Annotated in this window: 21 protein-coding genes; 6 read left to right on the forward strand and 15 right to left on the reverse strand. The window is 61.9% G+C overall.

The features are described from left to right. Positions 1–174 precede the first annotated feature (174 nt). The 8 genes from IB246_RS25625 to IB246_RS25660 are packed head-to-tail and all read right to left on the reverse strand — an operon-like array spanning position 175 to position 6408. Positions 175–1077, reverse strand: coding sequence for a metal ABC transporter substrate-binding protein (locus tag IB246_RS25625; RefSeq protein ID WP_008043994.1), 903 nt, complete (start codon positions 1075–1077; stop codon positions 175–177). After that, on the reverse strand, positions 1078–1977 hold the full coding sequence (locus tag IB246_RS25630) for a metal ABC transporter permease (protein WP_003226663.1): 900 nt from the start codon (positions 1975–1977) through the stop codon (positions 1078–1080). It abuts the gene before it with no gap. Continuing rightward, a complete protein-coding gene (locus IB246_RS25635) occupies positions 1977–2813 on the reverse strand; it encodes a metal ABC transporter ATP-binding protein (protein ID WP_225609140.1) in 837 nt (278 codons plus the stop codon). Before IB246_RS25635 ends, IB246_RS25630 begins: the two co-directional genes overlap by 1 nt. Beyond that, positions 2810–3736: a metal ABC transporter substrate-binding protein gene (locus IB246_RS25640; RefSeq protein WP_008043036.1), complete on the reverse strand. Its 927-nt coding sequence runs from the start codon at positions 3734–3736 to the stop codon at positions 2810–2812. Before IB246_RS25640 ends, IB246_RS25635 begins: the two co-directional genes overlap by 4 nt. Before the next feature lie 35 nt (positions 3737–3771). After that, positions 3772–4344 carry a DUF6162 family protein gene (locus tag IB246_RS25645; protein WP_008043035.1) on the reverse strand — a complete coding sequence of 191 codons (573 nt, stop codon included), beginning with the start codon at positions 4342–4344 and terminating at the stop codon, positions 3772–3774. Further along, positions 4341–4670 carry a hypothetical protein gene (locus IB246_RS25650; RefSeq protein ID WP_008043034.1) on the reverse strand — a complete coding sequence of 110 codons (330 nt, stop codon included), beginning with the start codon at positions 4668–4670 and terminating at the stop codon, positions 4341–4343. Before IB246_RS25650 ends, IB246_RS25645 begins: the two co-directional genes overlap by 4 nt. Beyond that, the gene (locus tag IB246_RS25655; RefSeq protein ID WP_008043033.1) at positions 4667–5209 is read right to left on the reverse strand and encodes a hypothetical protein; all 543 of its coding nucleotides are present in this window, start codon (positions 5207–5209) and stop codon (positions 4667–4669) included. Before IB246_RS25655 ends, IB246_RS25650 begins: the two co-directional genes overlap by 4 nt. Then, the gene (locus IB246_RS25660) at positions 5206–6408 is read right to left on the reverse strand and encodes a PepSY-associated TM helix domain-containing protein (RefSeq protein ID WP_008043032.1); all 1203 of its coding nucleotides are present in this window, start codon (positions 6406–6408) and stop codon (positions 5206–5208) included. Before IB246_RS25660 ends, IB246_RS25655 begins: the two co-directional genes overlap by 4 nt. A gap of 414 nt (positions 6409–6822) precedes the next feature. On the opposite strand from IB246_RS25660, the gene leuC reads away from it, so the two are divergent. Beyond that, positions 6823–8244: a 3-isopropylmalate dehydratase large subunit gene (gene leuC, locus IB246_RS25665; protein ID WP_008043031.1), complete on the forward strand. Its 1422-nt coding sequence runs from the start codon at positions 6823–6825 to the stop codon at positions 8242–8244. Beyond that, entirely contained in the window at positions 8241–8852 is a 612-nt protein-coding gene (gene leuD, locus IB246_RS25670) for a 3-isopropylmalate dehydratase small subunit (protein ID WP_008043030.1), read from the forward strand. The genes leuC and leuD overlap by 4 nt, the downstream gene beginning before the upstream one ends. Positions 8853–8949: 97 nt before the next feature. On the opposite strand, the gene IB246_RS25675 is transcribed toward leuD, so the two are convergent. The 4 genes from IB246_RS25675 to IB246_RS25690 all read right to left on the reverse strand — a co-directional run bounded on the left by IB246_RS25675 (position 8950) and on the right by IB246_RS25690 (position 12861). Further along, positions 8950–9900 (reverse strand): LysR substrate-binding domain-containing protein, encoded by a 951-nt coding sequence (locus IB246_RS25675; RefSeq protein WP_008043029.1) that lies wholly within the window; start codon positions 9898–9900, stop codon positions 8950–8952. A 21-nt stretch (positions 9901–9921) separates the two neighbouring features. Then, positions 9922–11229: a C4-dicarboxylate transporter DctA gene (gene dctA, locus IB246_RS25680; protein ID WP_032829031.1), complete on the reverse strand. Its 1308-nt coding sequence runs from the start codon at positions 11227–11229 to the stop codon at positions 9922–9924. Between the two features lie 97 nt (positions 11230–11326). Beyond that, positions 11327–12202 carry an alpha/beta fold hydrolase gene (locus tag IB246_RS25685; protein WP_008032629.1) on the reverse strand — a complete coding sequence of 292 codons (876 nt, stop codon included), beginning with the start codon at positions 12200–12202 and terminating at the stop codon, positions 11327–11329. A 200-nt stretch (positions 12203–12402) separates the two neighbouring features. Next, a complete protein-coding gene (locus tag IB246_RS25690; protein ID WP_192230200.1) occupies positions 12403–12861 on the reverse strand; it encodes a VOC family protein in 459 nt (152 codons plus the stop codon). A 267-nt stretch (positions 12862–13128) separates the two neighbouring features. On the opposite strand from IB246_RS25690, the gene IB246_RS25695 reads away from it, so the two are divergent. The 3 genes from IB246_RS25695 (at position 13129) to IB246_RS25705 (ending at position 15856) form a co-directional block, all read left to right on the forward strand. Then, positions 13129–14343, forward strand: coding sequence for an SfnB family sulfur acquisition oxidoreductase (locus IB246_RS25695; protein ID WP_008032626.1), 1215 nt, complete (start codon positions 13129–13131; stop codon positions 14341–14343). 2 nt (positions 14344–14345) lie between these two features. Continuing rightward, positions 14346–15011, forward strand: coding sequence for a methionine ABC transporter permease (locus IB246_RS25700; RefSeq protein ID WP_008032624.1), 666 nt, complete (start codon positions 14346–14348; stop codon positions 15009–15011). Positions 15012–15085: 74 nt separating this feature from the next. Then, on the forward strand, positions 15086–15856 hold the full coding sequence (locus IB246_RS25705) for a MetQ/NlpA family ABC transporter substrate-binding protein (protein ID WP_008032622.1): 771 nt from the start codon (positions 15086–15088) through the stop codon (positions 15854–15856). A gap of 118 nt (positions 15857–15974) precedes the next feature. Here the strand turns inward: IB246_RS25705 and soxR are convergent, their stop codons facing one another. Beyond that, positions 15975–16424: a redox-sensitive transcriptional activator SoxR gene (gene soxR, locus IB246_RS25710; protein WP_008043028.1), complete on the reverse strand. Its 450-nt coding sequence runs from the start codon at positions 16422–16424 to the stop codon at positions 15975–15977. 95 nt (positions 16425–16519) lie between these two features. Here soxR and IB246_RS25715 point away from each other — a divergent pair, with 95 nt between their 5' ends. Then, positions 16520–16885: an antibiotic biosynthesis monooxygenase gene (locus IB246_RS25715; RefSeq protein ID WP_008043027.1), complete on the forward strand. Its 366-nt coding sequence runs from the start codon at positions 16520–16522 to the stop codon at positions 16883–16885. Here IB246_RS25715 and IB246_RS25720 read toward each other — a convergent pair. After that, positions 16882–17985 (reverse strand): sigma-54 interaction domain-containing protein, encoded by a 1104-nt coding sequence (locus tag IB246_RS25720; protein ID WP_008032617.1) that lies wholly within the window; start codon positions 17983–17985, stop codon positions 16882–16884. The genes IB246_RS25715 and IB246_RS25720 overlap by 4 nt on opposite strands. A gap of 21 nt (positions 17986–18006) precedes the next feature. Next, a complete protein-coding gene (locus tag IB246_RS25725) occupies positions 18007–19194 on the reverse strand; it encodes an acyl-CoA dehydrogenase family protein (RefSeq protein ID WP_008043026.1) in 1188 nt (395 codons plus the stop codon). Positions 19195–19257: the final 63 nt, after the last annotated feature.

A 19257-nucleotide genomic window follows, 5' to 3' on the forward strand; every position in this document is an offset into this window, starting at 1 on the left:
TCTTCCAAGTGACTCGCCGTAAGGGCGAAACCAATATCAGCCGTTACCGCAGCAATGGATATGTACACCTGAAAGTAATGCCCAGCTATCAGGCCGCCATCGCCAGCAAGCCAGCTCCTACAGGGGATTTGTGTAACGCCCACCGTAGAGAATGATCATGCGGTCCAGCCGACGCTAAACCCCACTCAACCCCTTGATCACCAAATCCACATTCCCCTCCAGCTCAGCCACCGGGTCCGCCGCGTCCACACTCAAAACGACCAACCGGCTCCCGGCCTCGGCAATCACCGCTTTCACCGCGTCCGACGGCTGCCGATGATGCAACACCACCGCCACGTCATTGTCCTTGAGCGTCGCGCCCAATTGCTTCAGCGCCTCCGGTGTCCACTCGGCGTCAGGCCGCGCATCGAGACCGATCAGTTCCAGATTGAGCCCGCCAATCAGGTAACCAAAGTGATCGCTTAGGCTCATCACGCTCAGATTGTCAGCACTGGCCAGCCGCGCTTCGCTGTCGGCGCTGAACTTGAGCAAGCGCTGTTTCAATGTCGCAAGGTTGGCCTCGATCACAGGCTTTGCAGCAGGTGCAAGGCGCACCAGGTCCGCCGCCATCACATCCGCCATGCGCCCCATGTTGTTGCTGGAAAACCACGGCTGACTGTTCAAGCCATCGACCTTGTTGCCCGGCTGCACGGCAATGCCGGGCAGGGCACCGTCCACCGGGCGCGCGGCGTCGACTTCGACGATGCGAATATTGCTGCGCCGGGCGATCGGGTACAGCGGATCATCCGCCCACAACGAACGAAGACCAATCACCGCATCGGCGTCAGTCGCCAGTTTGGCCAATGCCGGCGCGCCGCGCCCGGTGAAGTACGCCGTCTGACGGCTGCCGGGCAGGTTCGCCGGCGCCGCGCGTTCAAGGTTGACGTTGGTGCCCTTGAGCAGTACTTCGCCCAGACCATAAGTGATCGGCAAGGACGCCAGCACATGCAACGGTTTGGCGCTGTCCGCCGCAAACGAGGTATTGACCAGCCCGCACAGGGCGACGGCCAGGGTCAGTTGACGCAGAGAAAATGACATTTATCCGAGGTTCCCTTTCAGGCTGGGGACGACGCCGCGCGCAATGGCGGCGAGGGCGAAGGCGATACCGGCCACCAGAATGATCGCAGCGCCGGACGGGATCGGCAGGTCGAACACAATCGGCGCAAGAATCCCGCACAGCGTGCTGACCGTGGCGATCAGTACCGAGCACCAGAAGAATCCCTTGAGCGACTGGCTGAGCAACCGCGCTGCCGCTGCCGGAATCACCAACAGCGCACCCACCAGAATCGCACCGATGACTTTCACTGCAGCCACGGTGATCAGCGTCACCAGAATCACGAACAGGTAATCCAGGGTCTTCACCGCGACGCCGCGTACCGCTGCCAGTTGCGGGTTGAAACTGGCGAGCATGATGCGGTTGTACAGCGGCAAGGCCAGCGCCATCACCAGCGAACCGACGATGGCCAGCACCAGCAAGTCATTGCCGTTGACGGTCAACACCGAACCGAACAGCACGTTCTCCAAAATGTGCACGTTGATCTTGCCCGCCAGAATCAACAGCAGGCTCGCGCCCAACGCCAGCGACACCGACAGGAACACGCCGATCAAGGTATCTGGCGCCAGGCCCGTGCGGTTGCGCAGGTAATTCAGCAAAATGCCGAACAACAGGCAGTAACCGAACAAGCTGCCATAGGGCCCGGTGTAGGGTTCGCCGAGCAGAATGCCGATGGCCACGCCAGTCAGCGCCGCGTGACCCACCGCTTCGGAGAAAAACGCGAAGCGCTTGACCACCACCAGCGTACCCAGACCGCCCAGCACCGGGCCGATCAGCAAACCGGCAAGCAGCGCGTTGACCACAAATCCATACGCCAGCGCCTCAGGCAGATAACCCGAAGACGCCCAGCCCTGAACCATCAAGCGAAAGGCTTCGTAACTCATCAGACAGCGCTCCGTGGATGGGTCGAGAACAGGGTCAGCAAACGTTCCGGGGTCAGTGCCTGTTTCGGCGTGGCATCGAACAGCACCCGGCGATTGAGCCCGGTGACGCGATCCGCCAGACGCCCGACCGCTTCCAGATCATGCTCGATCCACAGCACGGTGATCCCGCTCTGGCGCCAGTCGCCGAGCAACCGTTCGAACACCTGAATGCCCGCCTCATCGAGGGCCGACATCGGCTCATCGAGTACCAGCAATTGCGGCGCCGGGATCAGTCCCTGTGCGAGCAACACGCGCTGACGCTCGCCACCGGACAAGGCGCCCATGCGCCGCTTGCGCTTGTCCTGCATGCCGACCCGTTCCAGCGCTTCGCCAATCGCTGCCGCGTAATGCTTGCTCAACCCGAGGAACGCCGGGCGTCGCTGGCACATGGCGGCCATGAAATCGTCGACGGTCATCGGCAAGCCGCGATCAAACTCCAGCGCTTGCGGCACGTAGCCGATGGTGCCGGGTTCGCCGGGCCATTGCAGGCTCAAGCGGCCCTGATGCGGCATCTGCCCGAGCAGGGTCTTGATCAGCGAACTCTTGCCACCACCGTTAGGGCCGACCAGTGCATGCACGCTGCCGGGCTGAACCTGGAAGGTGACCTGGTCAAGGATCGTCGTGCGACCCAGGGTCAAACTGACCTCCGCAAAATCCAACGTCGGCCCCGCCCCCTGTAGGAGCCGGCTTGCCGGCGATAGCGGAATGTCATTCAACGATGATGTCGGCTGACCCGACGCCTTCGCGAGCAGGCTCGCTCCCACAGGGGATTCGCTGAGTGTTTCCTTAGCGGTCATTGGCCAGACTCCTGAATCGCCCGAACCACGGTGTTGAGGTTGCCGGTCATTTCCTTTTCATACTTGTCGGCGGTGTATTCACCATAGGAAATGTGCGAAAGCGGGTACAGCTTCACCCCGGACTCACGCTGGATGGTCTCGACGTAGGTGGACGGGAAATCCATCTCCGAGAAAATCACTTTCACGTCCAGTTCGCGCAGTTGATCGATGGTCTTTTTCAGCTGGCTCGGGCTCGGTTCGATGCCGTGGGCCGGTTCGACCACAGCCGTCACTTCCAGGCCGAACTCGCGCAGCAGGTAATCGTAAGCCGCGTGAACCGTGGCCACCCGCAGTTCGGCGTTCGGCGCCTGGGTCAGTTTCGCCAGGGCATCGGCGCGCATCTGCCGCAGGCGTTTGCCGTAGGCGCGGGCGTTTTGGGTGTAGGTCTTGGCGTTGGCCGGGTCGAGCTTGCCGAGTTCCCGGGCAATGTTATTGACCTGGGCAATGGAGGCGCTGATCGACAGGAAAGTGTGCGGGTTAACGACTTTGCCGGCACCGCGCGCGGCTACGCCGGTGGCGGCCAGCAGCGGTACGTTTTCGTTGGCTTCGATCACGGCCACGTTCGGCGTTTCGCTGGCGGCGATCATGCGGTCGGCGAAGTCGTCATGACCGACGCCGTTGAGCACGATCACGTCCAGCCCGCTGATGCGCTTGATGTCTTCGGCGCGGGGCTCGTAGGCATGCGGGTTGAAGCCGGCCGGAATCAGCGGCACCACTTCGGCCTTGTCGCCGACGATGTTGGCCACGTAGCTGTAATAAGGGTGCAGGGTGATGCCGATGCGCAGGCGCTTGGCTTCGTCGGCGCTGGCCAGTGGCGTCAGCAGCAAGGCAAGCAGGCCGATCAGCAGCGGCCGCAAGAATGAACGTTGAGATGAAATAGGCATGGGAAAGCGGTCTTCTCTCGGGTGAAGGCGAGGGTTCAGTGCCGGTGCTGGCGGGTCACGCCGGCATCGAATTGCGCGACGATCTGCTGCCAGCCAGCGCTTTCGAGCGCGGCGTCCGTGAGGTCGGCCGGGGTTTTGAGGTCGGCGGCACGGTTGAGCCAGATGTCTGGCGCATCGTCGTCGGCAGTCAGGCGCATCAGAAACGAACCGGCCACGGCGGACGACTGGCTCTGGCCGAAATACGCCTTGGCGTCGAGCAATTGCCAGGCATGCGCGCCACGGCTGACGGAACTGGCGTCCTGGGCAAACGGCGCAAAACCTTCGTCCGCCAGGGCTTCGGGTGTCGGCAGGGTTTGCTGTTCCTGACGCAGCAGGTGAATCTCGTCTAGCGTCACCCGCAGGTCGGCGTAGATGCCTTGCTCGGAGGCGCTGAGGTCGCGGCGGGCATCCAGTTGATGGCTGCTGACGGTGCTGATTTCCTGGGACTCGTGGCGCCAGGCGACCACCGAACCGGCGACCGCCAGGATCATCAGGCACAGCAGCAATACATACAGGGTTTCATGGCCGGCACCGGCCGGGCGGACGACGTGTGTCGTTGGCGTACTCATGGGGCTTGAATGTCCGCTTGGTCGATCTCGACGACGTGGCCGGGACCGGCATCGAACAGCACATAAAATTCGGCGCTGGGCTTCTTGAAGGTCAGTTTGGAATCGGCACCGAGCTTGCCCGGCACCAGGATGGTTTCGTCGTAGCCGATCACATCCAGGGTCACGCCCGGTGCGCCGCTGCCGTCGGAGAAACCGCCGGTGCACTGGATCTGCTCGGCGTCGATAGCCTTGCACTCGCACATCGGGTTGTGGGCCAGGGCGCTGGCGCTGAAGCCGGCGCACAGCACCAGCAAAGCGGCGTGGAGAGGGCGAAATGCGTTGCTCATGGTTTGCCTCCTTGTTTGTTCAGCCACTCGAGGGTGGCGGGGGATGCCTGGCTCAGTGGGATGGACGCTTGATGCATCGCGCCGTCCCAGCCCTCCATGGTGATCCACAGCTCGGCGTCGGCCCTGGTTTTTTCCGGGATCGGCAGCATGGCGCCCATGCGGTAGGGCGTGCCGAAGAAAATCACCCCGGCGGCGCGCAGGCTGCGCGGTTTGCCGATGCGCAGGTAAGTCGCCTTGACCTGCTCGCGGCAGCTGTCGCACAGCGCCGCGTTGAAACTCTTCATGTAACCGGCCGGACCATCGGGCCGTGGTGCTTCGTTGCGAAGTTCCGCCAGGCGCAGGCTCCACGGCCCGACCTGAACTTCACCGATTTCCCGCTCACCCAGGCCGGTGTCCCCGCGAAACAGCGCGGCATCGGCAAAGTACTTGGGCATGAAACCCAGCGGCACCAGCAACAGCAAAACGTTGATGTGGAAGCGCCATTTGTGCCAGAAGCGGCTCAGTCTGGACCCCGGTTTTTCGGCGGCGAACAGGCTCATTGGCTGACCTCCGTGGTGTCGTGGCTCGTGACGTGAGTGGCATCGGCAGCGCGAGGACGTTTGTTGCTGCGCTTGAGGGCGTTAGCGGTGGCCAACGCAGTGCGCTTGGTCCAGATCAGCAGGCCGCTGAGGACCATCATGCTCAGGAGCAGGCCGAAGAAGAACCAGATCAGCTTGATCCAGAGCCCGCCGAAATCGCCGGTGTGCAGTGGCCGCATCGATTCGGTCACCAGCTCCAGCCCCGAGCGGTCCGAAAGCAGGCGGGTCACGGCGACATCGCCGGTATATGGGTTGATTTCGGCAGTCTGGAACATCAGCGGATACCAGCTGCGGCCGCCCACCGAGAGGTAGCTGTAGGCATTGGCGGGCAGGCTGATGAAGCTGTCTTCGAGGCCGGGAATGCGTGCCTTCGCTTCACGGATTGCCGTTTCCAGGCTGATCATCGGTGCCGGCGAGCCGTCGGCGGTGAGGGGCACGCTCTCACGCGGGACCACCGGCGCCACCGGGGCGGTGGAAATCGTGATCTGGTTATCGAACATGAACGCTTCGATCAGGAACCAGGTGCTGGTGACGGAAATCACCGCGATGAACCAGATCGACCAGATGCCGCTGAGGCGGTGAAAGTCGCCCCAGAAAATCCGCGCGCCGTGACGCAGGCGCAGGGTCGGTCGCAAAAAGCCTTTCCAGAAGCGCTTGTAGACCACTAGCCCGGTAATCAGCGAAGCCAGCAGCGGCAGACTGAGAAACGACACCAAATACCAGCCCCAGCTGTAGCCATTGGTGAACGGCACCAGCCACCAACCGTGCAAGGCGCGGGTGAAGGCCCTGAAGTTGAATTGCGGAGCCGTGCCCTGGATCACGCCGCTGTACGGGTTGACGTAGACCACCACCGAACGGCCGTCGGGATAGGTCACTTCCACGTCCAGGGCGAAATGCGTTTCGTCAGGTCGGCTGATGCTTTCGACCAGGATCTGCGGCTCGGCCTGCTTGATCGCGGCGATGAGCTGGTCATAGCTCAACAGCGGCGCATCATCGGAAGGTTGGCTGGCGCGCATTTGCGGGTTGGCCAGCCAGACGATTTCCTGGCTGATCACCGCCAGCGTGCCGGTCACACAGACGATCAGCACAAAAAACCAGATGGGCAGGGCCAGCCAGCTGTGGACCAGAAACCAGAGTTTTGAGCGGGATTTCTTCGACATGATTAAGGTCTTGTATCGATGAGAGGGCCTCTGCTGCGGGCTTCCCAGCGTGGGGTCCATGAAAAGTGCGGTCGTGGCTTTTGCCTACGCGAACCGCCTGCATCTATATAAGACGAATGAGAATCAGAAATCCCGAACCTCGATATGAAAGTAAATGTTTCGTATTCCTGCGAACGCAAAACCCTGTAGGAGTGAGCCTGCTCGCGATAGCGGTGTGTCATTCAAACTACTCTTGACTGACACACCGCTATCGCGAGCAGGCTCACTCCTACAGGGGGTTTGTATTCACATGGCCGTCCTGATCCAACACGAACCATGTTCCAAGGGATCACTCTCCGGCCATTGATGGGGCCAGGCGACTGCCTAAGATGGGGCGCAGACGCCTGAAACCCGCGAGCCTGAGCGAATATCCCCATGACTTCAGCAAGAACCCTTTATGACAAACACATCGATTCCCACACGGTGTGTCGCCTCGATGACCAGGGCCACGTCCTGTTGTACATCGACCGCCAGGTCATCAACGAATACACCAGCCCCCAAGCCTTCAGCGGTTTGCGCGACGCCAAGCGCGGGGTCTGGCGCCCCGGCACCGCGCTGGCGGTGGTCGATCACGTCAACCCCACGGCGCCCAAGCGCATTGCGGCGATGCCGGACGCCGGCGGTGCGCGGCAGGTGTCGTACCTGGCGGAAAACTGCCGGGACTTCGGCATCGAATTGCTCGACATCCTCGACAAGCGCCAGGGCATCGAGCACGTCATCGCCCCGGAGCAGGGGTTCATCCTGCCGGGCATGGTGATTGCCGCAGGCGACAGCCACACCACCACCTATGGCGCCCTCGGCGCATTCGGTTTCGGCATCGGCACGTCGGAGATCGAACACCTGCTGGCGTCCCAGACCCTGGTCTACAAACGCTTGAAAACCCTGCGCGTGACGGTGGACGGTGAGCTGGCGCCGGGGCTGACGTCCAAGGACGTGATCATGGCGCTGATCGGCCGGATCGGCGCGTCCGGAGCCACGGGCTACGCCATCGAGTTTCGCGGTTCGACCATCGATGCACTGAGCGTCGAAGCGCGCATGACCATCTGCAACATGGCGGTGGAAGCGGGCGCGCGAGGTGCGTTCATGGCGCCGGACGACAAAGTGTTCGCCTACCTCAAGGACAAACCCCGCGCGCCCAAAGGTGCGCTGTGGGAGCAAGCGGTGCAGAAATGGCGAGCCTTGCACAGCGATGCCGACGCACTGTTCGACCGTGAAGTGTCGCTGGACGCCAGCGCGCTGGAGCCGATGGTCACCTGGGGCACCAGCCCGGATCAGGCCTCGCCGATCGGTGCCCGCGTCCCGGACCCGCAAGACATCAGCGACCTGATCCAGCGCCAGGACATGCGCCGCGCCCTGACTTACATGGGCCTCGAAGCGGGCATGCCGCTGAGCGACATCGTCATCAGCCACGCGTTTATCGGCTCCTGCACCAACGCCCGCATCGAAGACCTGCGCGACGCCGCCAGCGTGGTGCGCGGCAAACACGTCGCCGAACACGTGCGGGCGATGATCGTGCCGGGTTCCACCGAAGTGCGCGATCAGGCCGAAGCCGAGGGCCTGGCGGCGATTTTTATCGACGCTGGGTTCGAGTGGCGCCAGTCCGGGTGCTCGATGTGCCTGGCAATGAACGACGACGTGCTGGCGCCGGGCGACCGCTGCGCCTCCAGCACCAACCGCAATTTCGAAGGCCGCCAGGGCGCCGGTGCCCGTACGCACCTGATGAGCCCGGCGATGGTCGCTGCGGCGGCGATCACTGGCCGCTTGACCGACATCCGTCATTTTGGAGCCCGCGCATGAGCCTGCAACCCTTCACTCAAGTCAGCGGCAAAGCCGCGCCAATGCTCGCGGCCAACATCGACACCGATGTGATCATGCCCAAACAGTTTCTCAAGGGCATCGACCGTTCCGGGCTGGATCGGGGTTTGTTTTTTGATCTGCGTTTTTTGCCTGACGGCCAAGCCAACCCTGAGTTCGTGCTCAATCAACCGGCATGGCAGGGCGCGAGTTTCATGGTGGTCGGGCCGAATTTCGGCTGCGGATCGAGCCGCGAACATGCGGTCTGGGGTTTAAAGCAGATGGGCATCCGCGCGCTGATCGGCAGCAGTTTTGCGGGGATTTTTTATGACAACTGCCAGCGTAACGGGGTGCTGCTGATTACGCTGGATGAGCCCGTGTTGCAGCGGCTCGGGCAAGTGGTCAGCCAACCAGAGACGGCGCTGATCAGCGTTGATCTGGAAACGCAGCAGATTCGTCTTCAAGGCGAGGTCATCCCTTTCGAAATCGACACCCTGCGCAAAACCGCGCTGGTGCTGGGCCTCGACGCCATCGGCAGCACCTTGCAGCGCAGCGAACAAATCAAAGCCTTCGAACACCAACACCTGACCGCCAACCCCTGGCTGAGCTGAAATCGCTTTCGCGGGCAAGCCTCGCTCCTACAGGGGATTGAGTCGCACCTGTAGGAGCGAGGCTTGCCCGCGAAGAGGCCCGCCCATACACCGCAAATCAAACCGACAACCCTTTGAAATGCTCCTGCAAAAACTCCACACACGCGCGCAACTTCCCCGAGTACGCCAGCCGCGTCGGGTACACCGCCCAGACGTTGGCGCTCTGGGTGTATCCGGGCAGCACCTGCACCAATCGCCCCTGCTCCAGCAACGGCTTCACATCCCACAGTGACCGCAACAACACCCCGCGCCCATCCAGTGCCCACTGCAAGACAATCTCGCCGTTATTGGACGACAACGGTCCGCTGACCCGCACACTCTCCTGGGCCCCGTCGTGCTCCAGGTTCCAGATGCCGAAGGCGTTGTCGCGCTCCTTGATCACTAGGCAATGATGCTGCTCCAGATCGCCCAGCGTCTGCGGCGTGCCGTGGCGTTGCAGATAACCGGGCGCCGCGCACAACACCCGCCGATTGCTCACCAGTCGCCGGCCGATGTGCTGGCCTGGGATGTCATCGCCGATACGGATCTCCAGGTCGAACCCTTCGCTGACGATGTCCACCACCCGATCAAACAGGTCGAGGCGAATCTCCAGGTCCGGGTAACGTTCGGCCAGCAGTGACAGGGCGGGCGCCACGTGATTGCGCCCGAAGCCGAAACTGCTGCACAAATGCAGACGCCCGCGAGGGCTGTCGTGGGCGTCGGAGAGTTCGTCGTGCAGTTGCTGGAAATCATCGAGAATCCGCAACGCCCAGCGCTGCACACGTTCACCGTCTTCGGTCAGGGCGATGCGGCGGCTGGTGCGGTGTAGCAGGCGCGTGCCGAGGGTGGTTTCGAGAATCTGGATGCGTTTGCTGACATAGGCGGGAGACAGGCCCAGTTCATCCGCTGCGGCGGCGAAACCGCTTTTGCGAATGACGGTAAGTAATACACGCAGGTCTTCGGGCAGGGGCACGGTGTCTTTCTTGGTGGTCATGACAGAACGGGCACTGGCGGCATGAGCCGCCAGCATAGCATCGGTGTGAACGTCGACTTACTCAGCAGACAGCTTGGCCGCCGCCGCTGCCGCCCGAGCGTGGCGCCCGCGTTTGAGGGCAATCGGCGCCATCTTGCTGCGGTCCAGTTCACCTTCCCAGGCGGCCACCACCAGCGCTGCGACGGCGTTGCCGATGATGTTGGTCAGGGATCGGCATTCGGCCATGAAACGGTCGACACCGAGGATCAGCACCATCGCCGCCACCGGCACGGTCGGCACTACGGCCAGGCTCGCCGCCAGCGCCACGAACCCCGCACCGACCACCGCACCCGCGCCTTTGGAGGTGAGCATCGCCACGGCCAGCAAGGTCAGTTGCTGCTCCAGGCTCAAGTCAATGTTGGTCGCCTGGGCCAAAAACAGCACCGCCAGCGTCATGTAAATGTTGGTGCCGTCCAGGTTGAAGGTGTAGCCGGTCGGCACGACAATCCCCACCACGCCTTTGGAGGCGCCCAGGCTTTCGAGTTTCTGGATCAGCTGCGGCAGTGCCGATTCCGAAGAGCTGGTGCCGAGTACGATCAACAGTTCTGCCTTGATGTACGCCAGCAGTTTGAAAATGCTGAAGCCGGCATAACGGGCAATGCTGCCGAGCACGCACGCAATGAAAATCAACGCGGTCAGGTAGAACGTGCCGATCAGCTTCAACAGCGGCAGCAACGAGCCGAGGCCGTACTTGCCGATGGTGAACGCAATCGCGCCAAACGCCCCGATCGGTGCGACGCGGCTGATGATGCCGACGATGCGGAAGAACACTTCGCTGGCCTGATTGATCACGTTCACCAGTGGCCGGCCCTTTTCACCGACCATCACCAGCGCAATGCCGAACAGCACCGAGACGAACAGCACGGGCAGGATTTCACCCTTGGAGAAGGCATCAAAAAAAGTCGTCGGAATCACGTGCAGCAAAAAACCGGTGATGCCTTCGCCGTGTTCGGCCTGACCGACAAAACCGGCAATCGCCGACGAATCCAGCGTCTTCACATCAATGTTGAACCCCGCGCCCGGATGCAGCGCATGCGCCGCCAGCAGGCCGATCAACAGCGCAAGGCTGGAGACGATTTCGAAGTACAGCAGCGCCTTGCCACCGACCCGGCCGACCTGTTTCACGTCGTGCATGCTGGTGATTCCGGAGACCACCGTGCAGAAGATGATCGGACCGATGATCATCTTGATCAGCTTGATGAAACCGTCACCCAACGGCTTGAGGTCGATGCCGATCTGCGGCCAGAAATGGCCGATCACAATGCCCAGCGCGATGGCGATGAGCACCTGCACGTAGAGGGTTCCCAGCAGTTTCTTGATGGTCATTTTTATTATCTCGAGACGGTTTTTGGGCATGACGATCCCGCGCAGGCCCGTGACGGCCTGCGGCGGAAAGTGGATTCAGATCAGTACGGCGCGGCTGTCAGCGCAGGAAAGCCAGGACTTCGGCGAGCAGCAGCTCGGGGGCTTCTTCGGCGATGTAATGGCCGGCGGGCAGCGCTTTGCCGCGCACGTCGGTGGCCACGTGTTGCCATTCCTTGAGCGGTTCGAAGCAGCGGCCGACCGTGCCTTCGGCACCCCAAAGCACCAGCAGCGGCAAGTTCAGATGATGGCCGGCGTCGATGTCGGCGCGGTCGTGATCCAGATCGATGCTGGCGCTGGCCCGGTAGTCCTCGCAGATCCCGCGTGCGGTGCCCGGCTGTTTCAGGCAGCGCAGGTATTCGCCAAAGGCCTCGGCGGTGAACGGTTTGAGCCCGGCACTGCGACTGCCCATCACGCTGCGCAGATAGGATTCGGGATCGGCCTCGATCAGGGTTTCCGGCAACGGAGCGGGGCGGATCAGGAAGAACCAGTGCCAATAGGCGCGGGCAAAGGCTTCATTGGTTTGCGTGTACATCGACAGCGTCGGCGCGATGTCGAGCAACACCATGCGTTGCACGGCCTGCGGATGATCCAGCGCCAGGCGATGGGCAACCCGGGCGCCACGGTCGTGCGCAAGCACCGAGAACTGCTCGAAGCCCAGGGACTTCATCAGCTCGATGCTGTCCTTGGCCATTTCCCGTTTGGAGTAGTTGGTGTGGTGGTCGTTGGCCAGCGGTTTGCCGCTGTCGCCGTAACCGCGCAGGTCGGCGGCGACTACGGTGAAGTGCGCGGCCAGTTGTTCGGCAACCTTGTGCCAGATGACGTGGGTCTGCGGGTGACCGTGCAGCAACAGCAGGCCCGGCCCGCTGCCGCCGATGCGGTAGGCAATGTCCACACCGTTGACGTGGCGCTGGTCTTTGAGGAATCCGGCGAACATGGGATGACTCCTTGTTGTAGTTGCCTGCATCCTGAAATTGTTCGGCGACTACGGCAAGGCGCAAAGCGTGGTGCGCTTGTTCATGAAGTGTGTTGTCTCGGAGGCCGCCTTCGCGGGCAAGCCTCGCTCCTACAAAAGCACAACCGGACCTGTAGGAGCGAGGCTTGCCCGCGAAGAGGCCCTGATATTCACAGAAAATCTCAACCCTGCTGAAACATCTCCTTGGCCCGCTGCTCAATCTGAGCCTGGGTCAAATCTTCCTTGCGCGTGGCCAGAAACCACAAATGCCCATACGGATCTTTCAACGTTCCCGAACGGTCGCCGTAAAACTGATCCTTGACCTCGGACACCACCGTGGCGCCCGCCGCAATCGCCTGTTTGCAGGACTTGTCCACATCATTCACATACAGGTGCAAGCCCACGGACGGTGACTTGTCCGGATTGCTCAACGGCCCCTGATCGCACGGCGTGCCGAGCATGATCGGGCAGTCGCCGATGCGCAGTTCGGCGTGGCCGATGCTGCCGTCGGGCATGGACAGGCGCATGACTTCGGTTGCGCCGAAGGCTTTCTTGTAGAACTCGATGGCTTCGACCGCTTTTTGAATGCCCAGATAAGGGGTGATGCTGTGATAACCCTCTGGAATGGGTTTGACGCTCATGACGATTCTCCCTGTCTATTGTTGAATTGAAGGTAGTCCTTCGCCGGTTTCCGACCGGATAACTATAGGCCAGCGCCTTTTACGCATCCGAGTGCCCGACGAGCAGCAGCGCCACTGTTCGGCCATAAACAGTGAAGCAGCAGAATGCTCGGGTTTCTCACTGAATAACCGTTGAACCCCCCCGAAACTGCCCGAAAACACAGGGCCGGGCGGTCAGGCACAGAAGCTGCAATGTCCTCCGGTAAACACTGTTGCCGAGAGACTTGTATGCCTGAATCTGCCGTTTATCCGATCAACCCGCCGGCCGCCCATCGGATCGCCGATGAAGCCGAAGCCTTGCGTGTGGCCGAGCGCGTCGCCGCGGTCTTGCTGGAGCAGGACGCCGAGCGCGACCGTACGCGCCAGGTGCCCGCCGAAATCGTCGACCTGTATTCCAACAGTGGCTTGTGGGGCATCAGCGTGCCAAAGGAGTTTGGTGGCGCGCAGGTGTCCTACGCGGTGCTGGCGCAGGTCATCGCGATCATCTCGGCGGCCGATCCGTCCCTGGGGCAGATCCCGCAAAACCACTATTGCCTGCTGGAAGATATCCGCCTGCAAGGCACGCCCGAGCAGCAGGCACATTTTTTCGGCCTGGCGCTGCAAGGTCATCGCTTTGCCAATGCGCTGTCGGAAACCGGCGGCAAAAACGTGCAGGACATTCAGGCGACCATTCGCCGTTATGGCGACGGGCATGTGATCAATGGTCGCAAGGGTTATTGCACCGGTTCGCTCTACGCCCACTGGCTGGCGGTGCTGGCGCTGGATGAAGAGCAGAGGGGCCAGTTGTCCTTCGTCGAACGCGGCACTCCAGGGCTGGTGATCGTCGACGACTGGGACAGCATCGGTCAGCGCACCACGTCCAGCGGCACGGTGCTGGCCGAGGACCTGCACGTCCCGGCATTCAACGTGTTCCCGACGTATCGTTCCTATGAAAGCCCGACCCTGGCCGGCCCGTTCGCGCAATTGACCACCGCCGCCATCGACGCCGGCATCGCCCGCGCAGCACTGCGTGACACCATCGCCTTCGTTCAGCAATTCGCCCGGCCGTGGATCGATGCAGGTGTGGAGAAAGCCAGTGAAGATCCGCTGACCATCATTCAGGTCGGTGGCCTGGAGATTCGCCTGGAAGCTGCCGAAGCCTTGCTGGAACGTGCCGGTTGGGCGCTGGATGCGGCGCGCCCGGCACCCGACGAAGACAACGTCGCCCGAGCGTCCCTCGCGGTGGCCAAAGCCAAAGTGCTGACCACCGAAATCGCCATCGAAGCCACCAACAAACTGTTCGAACTCGGCGGCACCCGTTCGACCCTGAAGAAGCACAACTTCGACCGGCACTGGCGCAATGCGCGGGTGCATACCCTGCATGACCCGGTGCGCTGGAAATACCACGTGGTCGGCAACTGGCTGCTCAACGGCGTCAAACCGCCGCGCCACGACTGGTCCTGATCATGGCCGAATGGTTCAAAAACATTTACTGGGCCGACATCGGCCAGGCCTGTCTCGACACCTTGAGCATGCTCGGTGCCGCCCTCGGTTTCACCGTACTGCTGGGCTTGCCGCTGGGGGTAGTGCTGTTCCTCACCGGCAAGCGCCAGTTGCACGAAGCCATCGGCGTTTACCGGGTGTTGTCGGTGATCGTGAACATGCTGCGTTCGCTGCCGTTCATCATTTTGCTGATTGTGTTGATTCCGCTGACCACGCTACTGGTCGGCACTTCGCTGGGCGTGCCGGGGACCATTCCGCCGCTGGTGGTTGGCTGCACGCCGTTCTTCGCGCGGCTGGTGGAAACCGCCTTGCGCGAAGTCGATCGCGGCGTCGTGGAGGCGACCCAGGCCATGGGCGGCACCACCTGGCAAATCATCCGCCACACCTTGTTGCCCGAGGCTCGCGGCGGGTTGCTGGCGGCGGTCACTGTCACCGCCATCGTGCTGGTGGATTACACGGCGATGGCCGGGGTGATTGGCGGCGGAGGCCTGGGCGACCTGGCGATCCGCTACGGCTACCAGCGATTCCAGACCGACGTGATGGTGGTCACCGTGGTGCTTTTGCTGATCCTGGTCCAGGCCCTGCAAATGACCGGCGACCGATTGGTGGCGCGCTACAGCCGACGATAAACATTCAATTCGACAAAAAACTCAGGCCTCACGTCCGCCCCACGACGGCCACTCAATCTGCCTAGGAGCACAACATGAAAAAGACCCTGGCCATTCTGGCTGCCCTTGTGTCGTTGAGCGTTCACGCCAACGAAAAACTCACCGTCGGTGCCACGCCGGTGCCGCACGCGGAGATCCTCGAGTTCGTCAAACCCACCCTGGCCAAGGAAGGCGTGGACCTGGACATCAAGGTCTTCACTGACTTCATCCAGCCCAACCAGCAGCTTGCACTGAAGAACCTCGACGCCAACTATTACCAGTACCGGCCGTTTCTCGATGACTACAACAAGACCCGTCACACCGATCTGGTGCCGGTGGTCGGTGTGCACATCGAACCGTTCGGGGCCTATTCGACCAAGATCAAAAACATCGCCGAACTGAAGGATGGCGCCACCGTCTCCATCCCCAACGACCCGGTGAACACTGGCCGCGCACTGGTGCTGCTGCACGAGGCCGGGCTGATCAAACTCAAGGACCCGAGCAACACCCTGGCGACTCAGCGCGACATCGCCGAAAACCCGAAGCATTTGAAAATTCGTGAACTGGAAGGTGCGTTGCTGGCGCGTTCGGTGAGTCAGGTGGACCTGGCGTTTGTGTTCGCCAACTACGCTCTGGAAGCGGGGATCGACACCAACAGCGCGTTGATCGTCGAGAAGGGCAAGAGCCTGTACATCGAATTCCTGGTGGCCCGCCCGGACAACATCAACGACCCGGGTTTGCAGAAACTGGCCAAAGCGTTGAATTCCGATGAAGTGCGGCAGTTCATCTTGACCCGCTACAAAGGGCAGATTGCGCCGGGCTTCTGATCTCTAGCCATTCTTGAGGACGTCTTCGCGGGCAAGCCTCGCTCCTACAGGTACGGCGGTGCTTTTGTAGGAGCGAGGCTTGCCCGCGAATGGCGCGCCGCTATTCCGGATCTGTCCCCTATTCCAACAGCTGCGCCCCCGGCCCCCGATCCCCCAACACATCACCAAAATTACGCAACGGACACGCCTCCATCGACAAACACCCACAGCCAATACAGCCATTGAGCGTGTCCCGCAGCAAGGTCAGCTGATTGATTCGCTCATCCAGCTCCCGGCGCCATTGCGCCGACAACACCTTCCAGTCCGCCGCCGTCGGCGCGCGGTTATCCGGCAGGGTTTTCAACGCCTCGCCAATCTCCGCCAGCGGAATCCCCAAGCGCTGCGCCACTTTGATCAACGCCACCCGCCGCAACACTTCACGCGGATAGCGCCGCTGGTTGCCCTGATTGCGCGTGCTTTTGATCAAACCCCTGGCTTCATAAAAATGCAGCGCCGTGACCGCCACGCCGCTGCGGGCGGCGACTTGGCCGACGGTGAGCTCTTTATGCAGTTGTTGCGAGGTGATCATGTGAAAAATGTCCCTTGACCTCTAGTTAACTCGAGGTTTTACCCTGCAGGCCTTCGGATCGCAAGATCCGGCTTACACGTCAGTGGGGACTCTTCATGCAAGCGCCAGAGAAAAATCGCAGCTTCACCCAATTGATCGAATTTGAGATCGAACCCCATCAACAGGCCGCCCTGGTGTCGGCGCTTTCGTTACAGACCGAACGCCTGGCCCAGCGTTACAGCGGTTTTCTCAGTGCGAGTATCCAGGCCAGCGACGATGGCCGGCGGGTGCTCAATTACCTGCAATGGCAAACGCGTGAGGCGGGGGAAGCCGCGTTTCAGGGTTTTGAAAGCGGCGAGCAGGACTTCTGGCAACTGATCCGCGCCCATCAGGCGAAAACCGTGACGTTCGGCTCGTTCCAGGTGCTGCACAGCCTGGAACGCAGCCACGACAACGCGCTGCATTGCAATCTAGTGAGCTAAATCGACAGCTGCATCAAGCGCTCTCCCTGTACGTTTTCCGTGGGCCGGCGCTTGTTCACCGCCAGTTCGCCGATCTTGATCAGGCGCGTGCGCGTCACGTTGCGGCTCAAGCCCAGCAGTGCGGCGGTGTGCACCTGGTTGTAATGGCTGAAACGGTAAGCCGCGCGCAGCAAGGCGTCCTCGACTTTCTCGTGCAGCGCGCCGGCCTGTTCCTCGAACAGCTTTTGAAACGCGCGGTCGAGCAGGGCTTCCGGTGAATCGTCGAGCTGGCTGTGATAGTCGTCCTGACGCTCGATGCGCATGTTCGACAGGCGCAGGTCATCGCGCTCGATCACGCCATTACGGCAGATCAGCAAGGTGTGGTGAATGACGTTTTCCAGTTCGCGGATGTTGCCCGGCCAACTGTAACTGCGCAGTTTCAGTTCGGCTTCCTTGCTGATGGTGATGGTGCCGTAGCCGAGTCGCTGACTGTAGGCTTCGACGAAGTGACGGGTCAGCGGCAGGATGTCGCCGGGGCGATCACGCAGCGGGCTCAGTTCCAGGCTGACCACGTCGAGGCGGTAATACAGGTCCTCGCGGAAATGCCCGGCGTTGATGGCTTTTTCCAGCTGCACGTTGGTCGCCGCCAGCACGCGCACGTTGATTGGAATGCTTTTGCGCGAACCCAGGCGCACCACTTCGCGCTCCTGCAACACCCGCAGCAATTTCACCTGAATCGCCATCGGCAGATCACCGATTTCATCGAGGAACAAGGTGCCGCCGTCGGCCTCTTCGAACCAGCCGGCCTTGGCGCTCAAGGCGCCGGTGAACGCACCTTTTTCGTGGCCGAACAACTCGGCCTCGACCAGGGATTCAGAGAACGCGCCGCAGTTGACGGCCACGAACGGGCGGTTGCGCCGGGCGCTGAGGTTGTGGATATGCCGCGCCACCAGCTCCTTGCCGGTGCCGGTTTCGCCGATGATCAGCACGCTGGCTTCACTCGGCGCGACCTGTTGCAAATGCGCGAGCAAGGCCTGGGATTTCGGGTCTTCGAATACTTGCGCGGTGGCGCGGATCGACGTGGCCAGGGCGGGCGAGGGCGGTAAGGTCAGCAGTTGCATGGGGCAGGCTCCATGAGAAGGCTATGAATAGAAGGTCGGAATCGGCAGGGACTGGTTCAACGCCCAGTCGCCCAGTTCATGGAGTTTGTAATCCACCGGGTCGTGCAGGGTTTGCGTGCGCAGGTTGCGCCAGTGGCGGTCGAGCCGCAGCGAGGCGTGAGTCGAGCGCGCGCCGGTCACTTCGAACAGCCGGCTACAAAGTTCGAGGCCGTTGCGCGTGGCGGCGACCTTGGCCGTGGCAATCGCGGTGGCGAGGTGTCCACGTTCTTCGGCGCTGAGGTTCGGGCCTTTCGCCCAGGCCTTGTCGAGCAGGTCGGCGGCGCGTTCCACCAGCAAACGAACGCCTTCGAGCGCGACCCAGAATTCGCCGTAATGGCCGAGCACATACGGGTCCTGACGCACATCCTGAGCGCTGGATTTATGCCATGGGCGGGTTTCGGTGAGGGTGTAATGCCGCGCCTCTTCAAAGGCACCTTCGGCGATGCCGAGGAACATGTGCGTAAAAGTAAGCTGCGCGATCAATGGCCGCAGGCAGGCGAACGGTGTGCTCAGCGGACCCGGGTCGAGCAGCAATTCCGACTCTTCCACGCGCACCCGTTCGAACGAAGCGCTGCCGCTGTCGGTCTGGCGCTGGCCCATGTTGTTCCAGTCGTTGTGTAGGGTGATGCCGCTGCGGCCGCTGGGGATGGCCGCGATCAACAGCTTGCCGCCGGCGCTTTCATCCACTGCCGAGGCAATCAGCATTTCCGAATCGCTGGCGCCGGAGCAGAAACTTTTCTTGCCGGAAAACTCGCGCCAGCCACCGAGTTTTTTCACCACGGTGCGGGTATCGAGCGGATTGAGGGCATTGCCCCAGAACCAGTTCTTGCGCGCGGTCTGTTCGAACCACGGCTGCCACTGTTCGGGTCGGGCGAACAGGCGCACGGTGGCGAGCATCAGGTGATGAAAACCGAAGACGTGGGCAATCGAACTGTCGACCTTGGCGAACTCGCGCACGATGGTCAGGGTTTCACTCCAGCTGGCGCCGAGGCCGCCGTACTGGGTGGGAATGCTCAACGCGAGCAGACCGCTTTGGCGCAGGGCGTCACGCTCGGCTTTCGGCGTACCGCCACGTTCGTCGCGCTCGACCGCGGTCAAGGCAAACTCGGCGGCCAACTGGCGGGCGGTTTGCAGGGGGGATAACAGGGCGCTTAGCGGCTTGGCAGTCACGCGGGGTTCCTCAATAAATTCAACACCGTCCCCTGTAGGAGCGAGGCTTGCCCGCGAAGAACG

Source organism: Pseudomonas sp. PDM01, assembly GCF_014852325.1.
GTDB classification, from domain to species: domain Bacteria; phylum Pseudomonadota; class Gammaproteobacteria; order Pseudomonadales; family Pseudomonadaceae; genus Aquipseudomonas; species Aquipseudomonas migulae.

Coding starts and splice junctions, on each gene's coding strand:
- IB246_RS25655 (WP_008043033.1), bottom strand. CDS start 5,209: ATGAGCCTGTTCGCCGCCGAAAAACCGGGGTCCAGACTGAGCCGCTTC.
- IB246_RS25695 (WP_008032626.1), top strand. CDS start 13,129: ATGCCTGAATCTGCCGTTTATCCGATCAACCCGCCGGCCGCCCATCGG.
- IB246_RS25645 (WP_008043035.1), bottom strand. CDS start 4,344: ATGAGTACGCCAACGACACACGTCGTCCGCCCGGCCGGTGCCGGCCAT.
- soxR (WP_008043028.1), bottom strand. CDS start 16,424: ATGATCACCTCGCAACAACTGCATAAAGAGCTCACCGTCGGCCAAGTC.
- leuD (WP_008043030.1), top strand. CDS start 8,241: ATGAGCCTGCAACCCTTCACTCAAGTCAGCGGCAAAGCCGCGCCAATG.
- IB246_RS25705 (WP_008032622.1), top strand. CDS start 15,086: ATGAAAAAGACCCTGGCCATTCTGGCTGCCCTTGTGTCGTTGAGCGTT.
- IB246_RS25625 (WP_008043994.1), bottom strand. CDS start 1,077: ATGTCATTTTCTCTGCGTCAACTGACCCTGGCCGTCGCCCTGTGCGGG.
- IB246_RS25650 (WP_008043034.1), bottom strand. CDS start 4,670: ATGAGCAACGCATTTCGCCCTCTCCACGCCGCTTTGCTGGTGCTGTGC.
- IB246_RS25685 (WP_008032629.1), bottom strand. CDS start 12,202: ATGTTCGCCGGATTCCTCAAAGACCAGCGCCACGTCAACGGTGTGGAC.
- IB246_RS25675 (WP_008043029.1), bottom strand. CDS start 9,900: ATGCTGGCGGCTCATGCCGCCAGTGCCCGTTCTGTCATGACCACCAAG.
- dctA (WP_032829031.1), bottom strand. CDS start 11,229: ATGACCATCAAGAAACTGCTGGGAACCCTCTACGTGCAGGTGCTCATC.
- IB246_RS25635 (WP_225609140.1), bottom strand. CDS start 2,813: ATGACCGCTAAGGAAACACTCAGCGAATCCCCTGTGGGAGCGAGCCTG.
- IB246_RS25690 (WP_192230200.1), bottom strand. CDS start 12,861: ATGAGCGTCAAACCCATTCCAGAGGGTTATCACAGCATCACCCCTTAT.
- IB246_RS25720 (WP_008032617.1), bottom strand. CDS start 17,985: ATGCAACTGCTGACCTTACCGCCCTCGCCCGCCCTGGCCACGTCGATC.
- IB246_RS25700 (WP_008032624.1), top strand. CDS start 14,346: ATGGCCGAATGGTTCAAAAACATTTACTGGGCCGACATCGGCCAGGCC.
- IB246_RS25660 (WP_008043032.1), bottom strand. CDS start 6,408: ATGTCGAAGAAATCCCGCTCAAAACTCTGGTTTCTGGTCCACAGCTGG.
- IB246_RS25630 (WP_003226663.1), bottom strand. CDS start 1,977: ATGAGTTACGAAGCCTTTCGCTTGATGGTTCAGGGCTGGGCGTCTTCG.
- IB246_RS25640 (WP_008043036.1), bottom strand. CDS start 3,736: ATGCCTATTTCATCTCAACGTTCATTCTTGCGGCCGCTGCTGATCGGC.
- IB246_RS25715 (WP_008043027.1), top strand. CDS start 16,520: ATGCAAGCGCCAGAGAAAAATCGCAGCTTCACCCAATTGATCGAATTT.
- leuC (WP_008043031.1), top strand. CDS start 6,823: ATGACTTCAGCAAGAACCCTTTATGACAAACACATCGATTCCCACACG.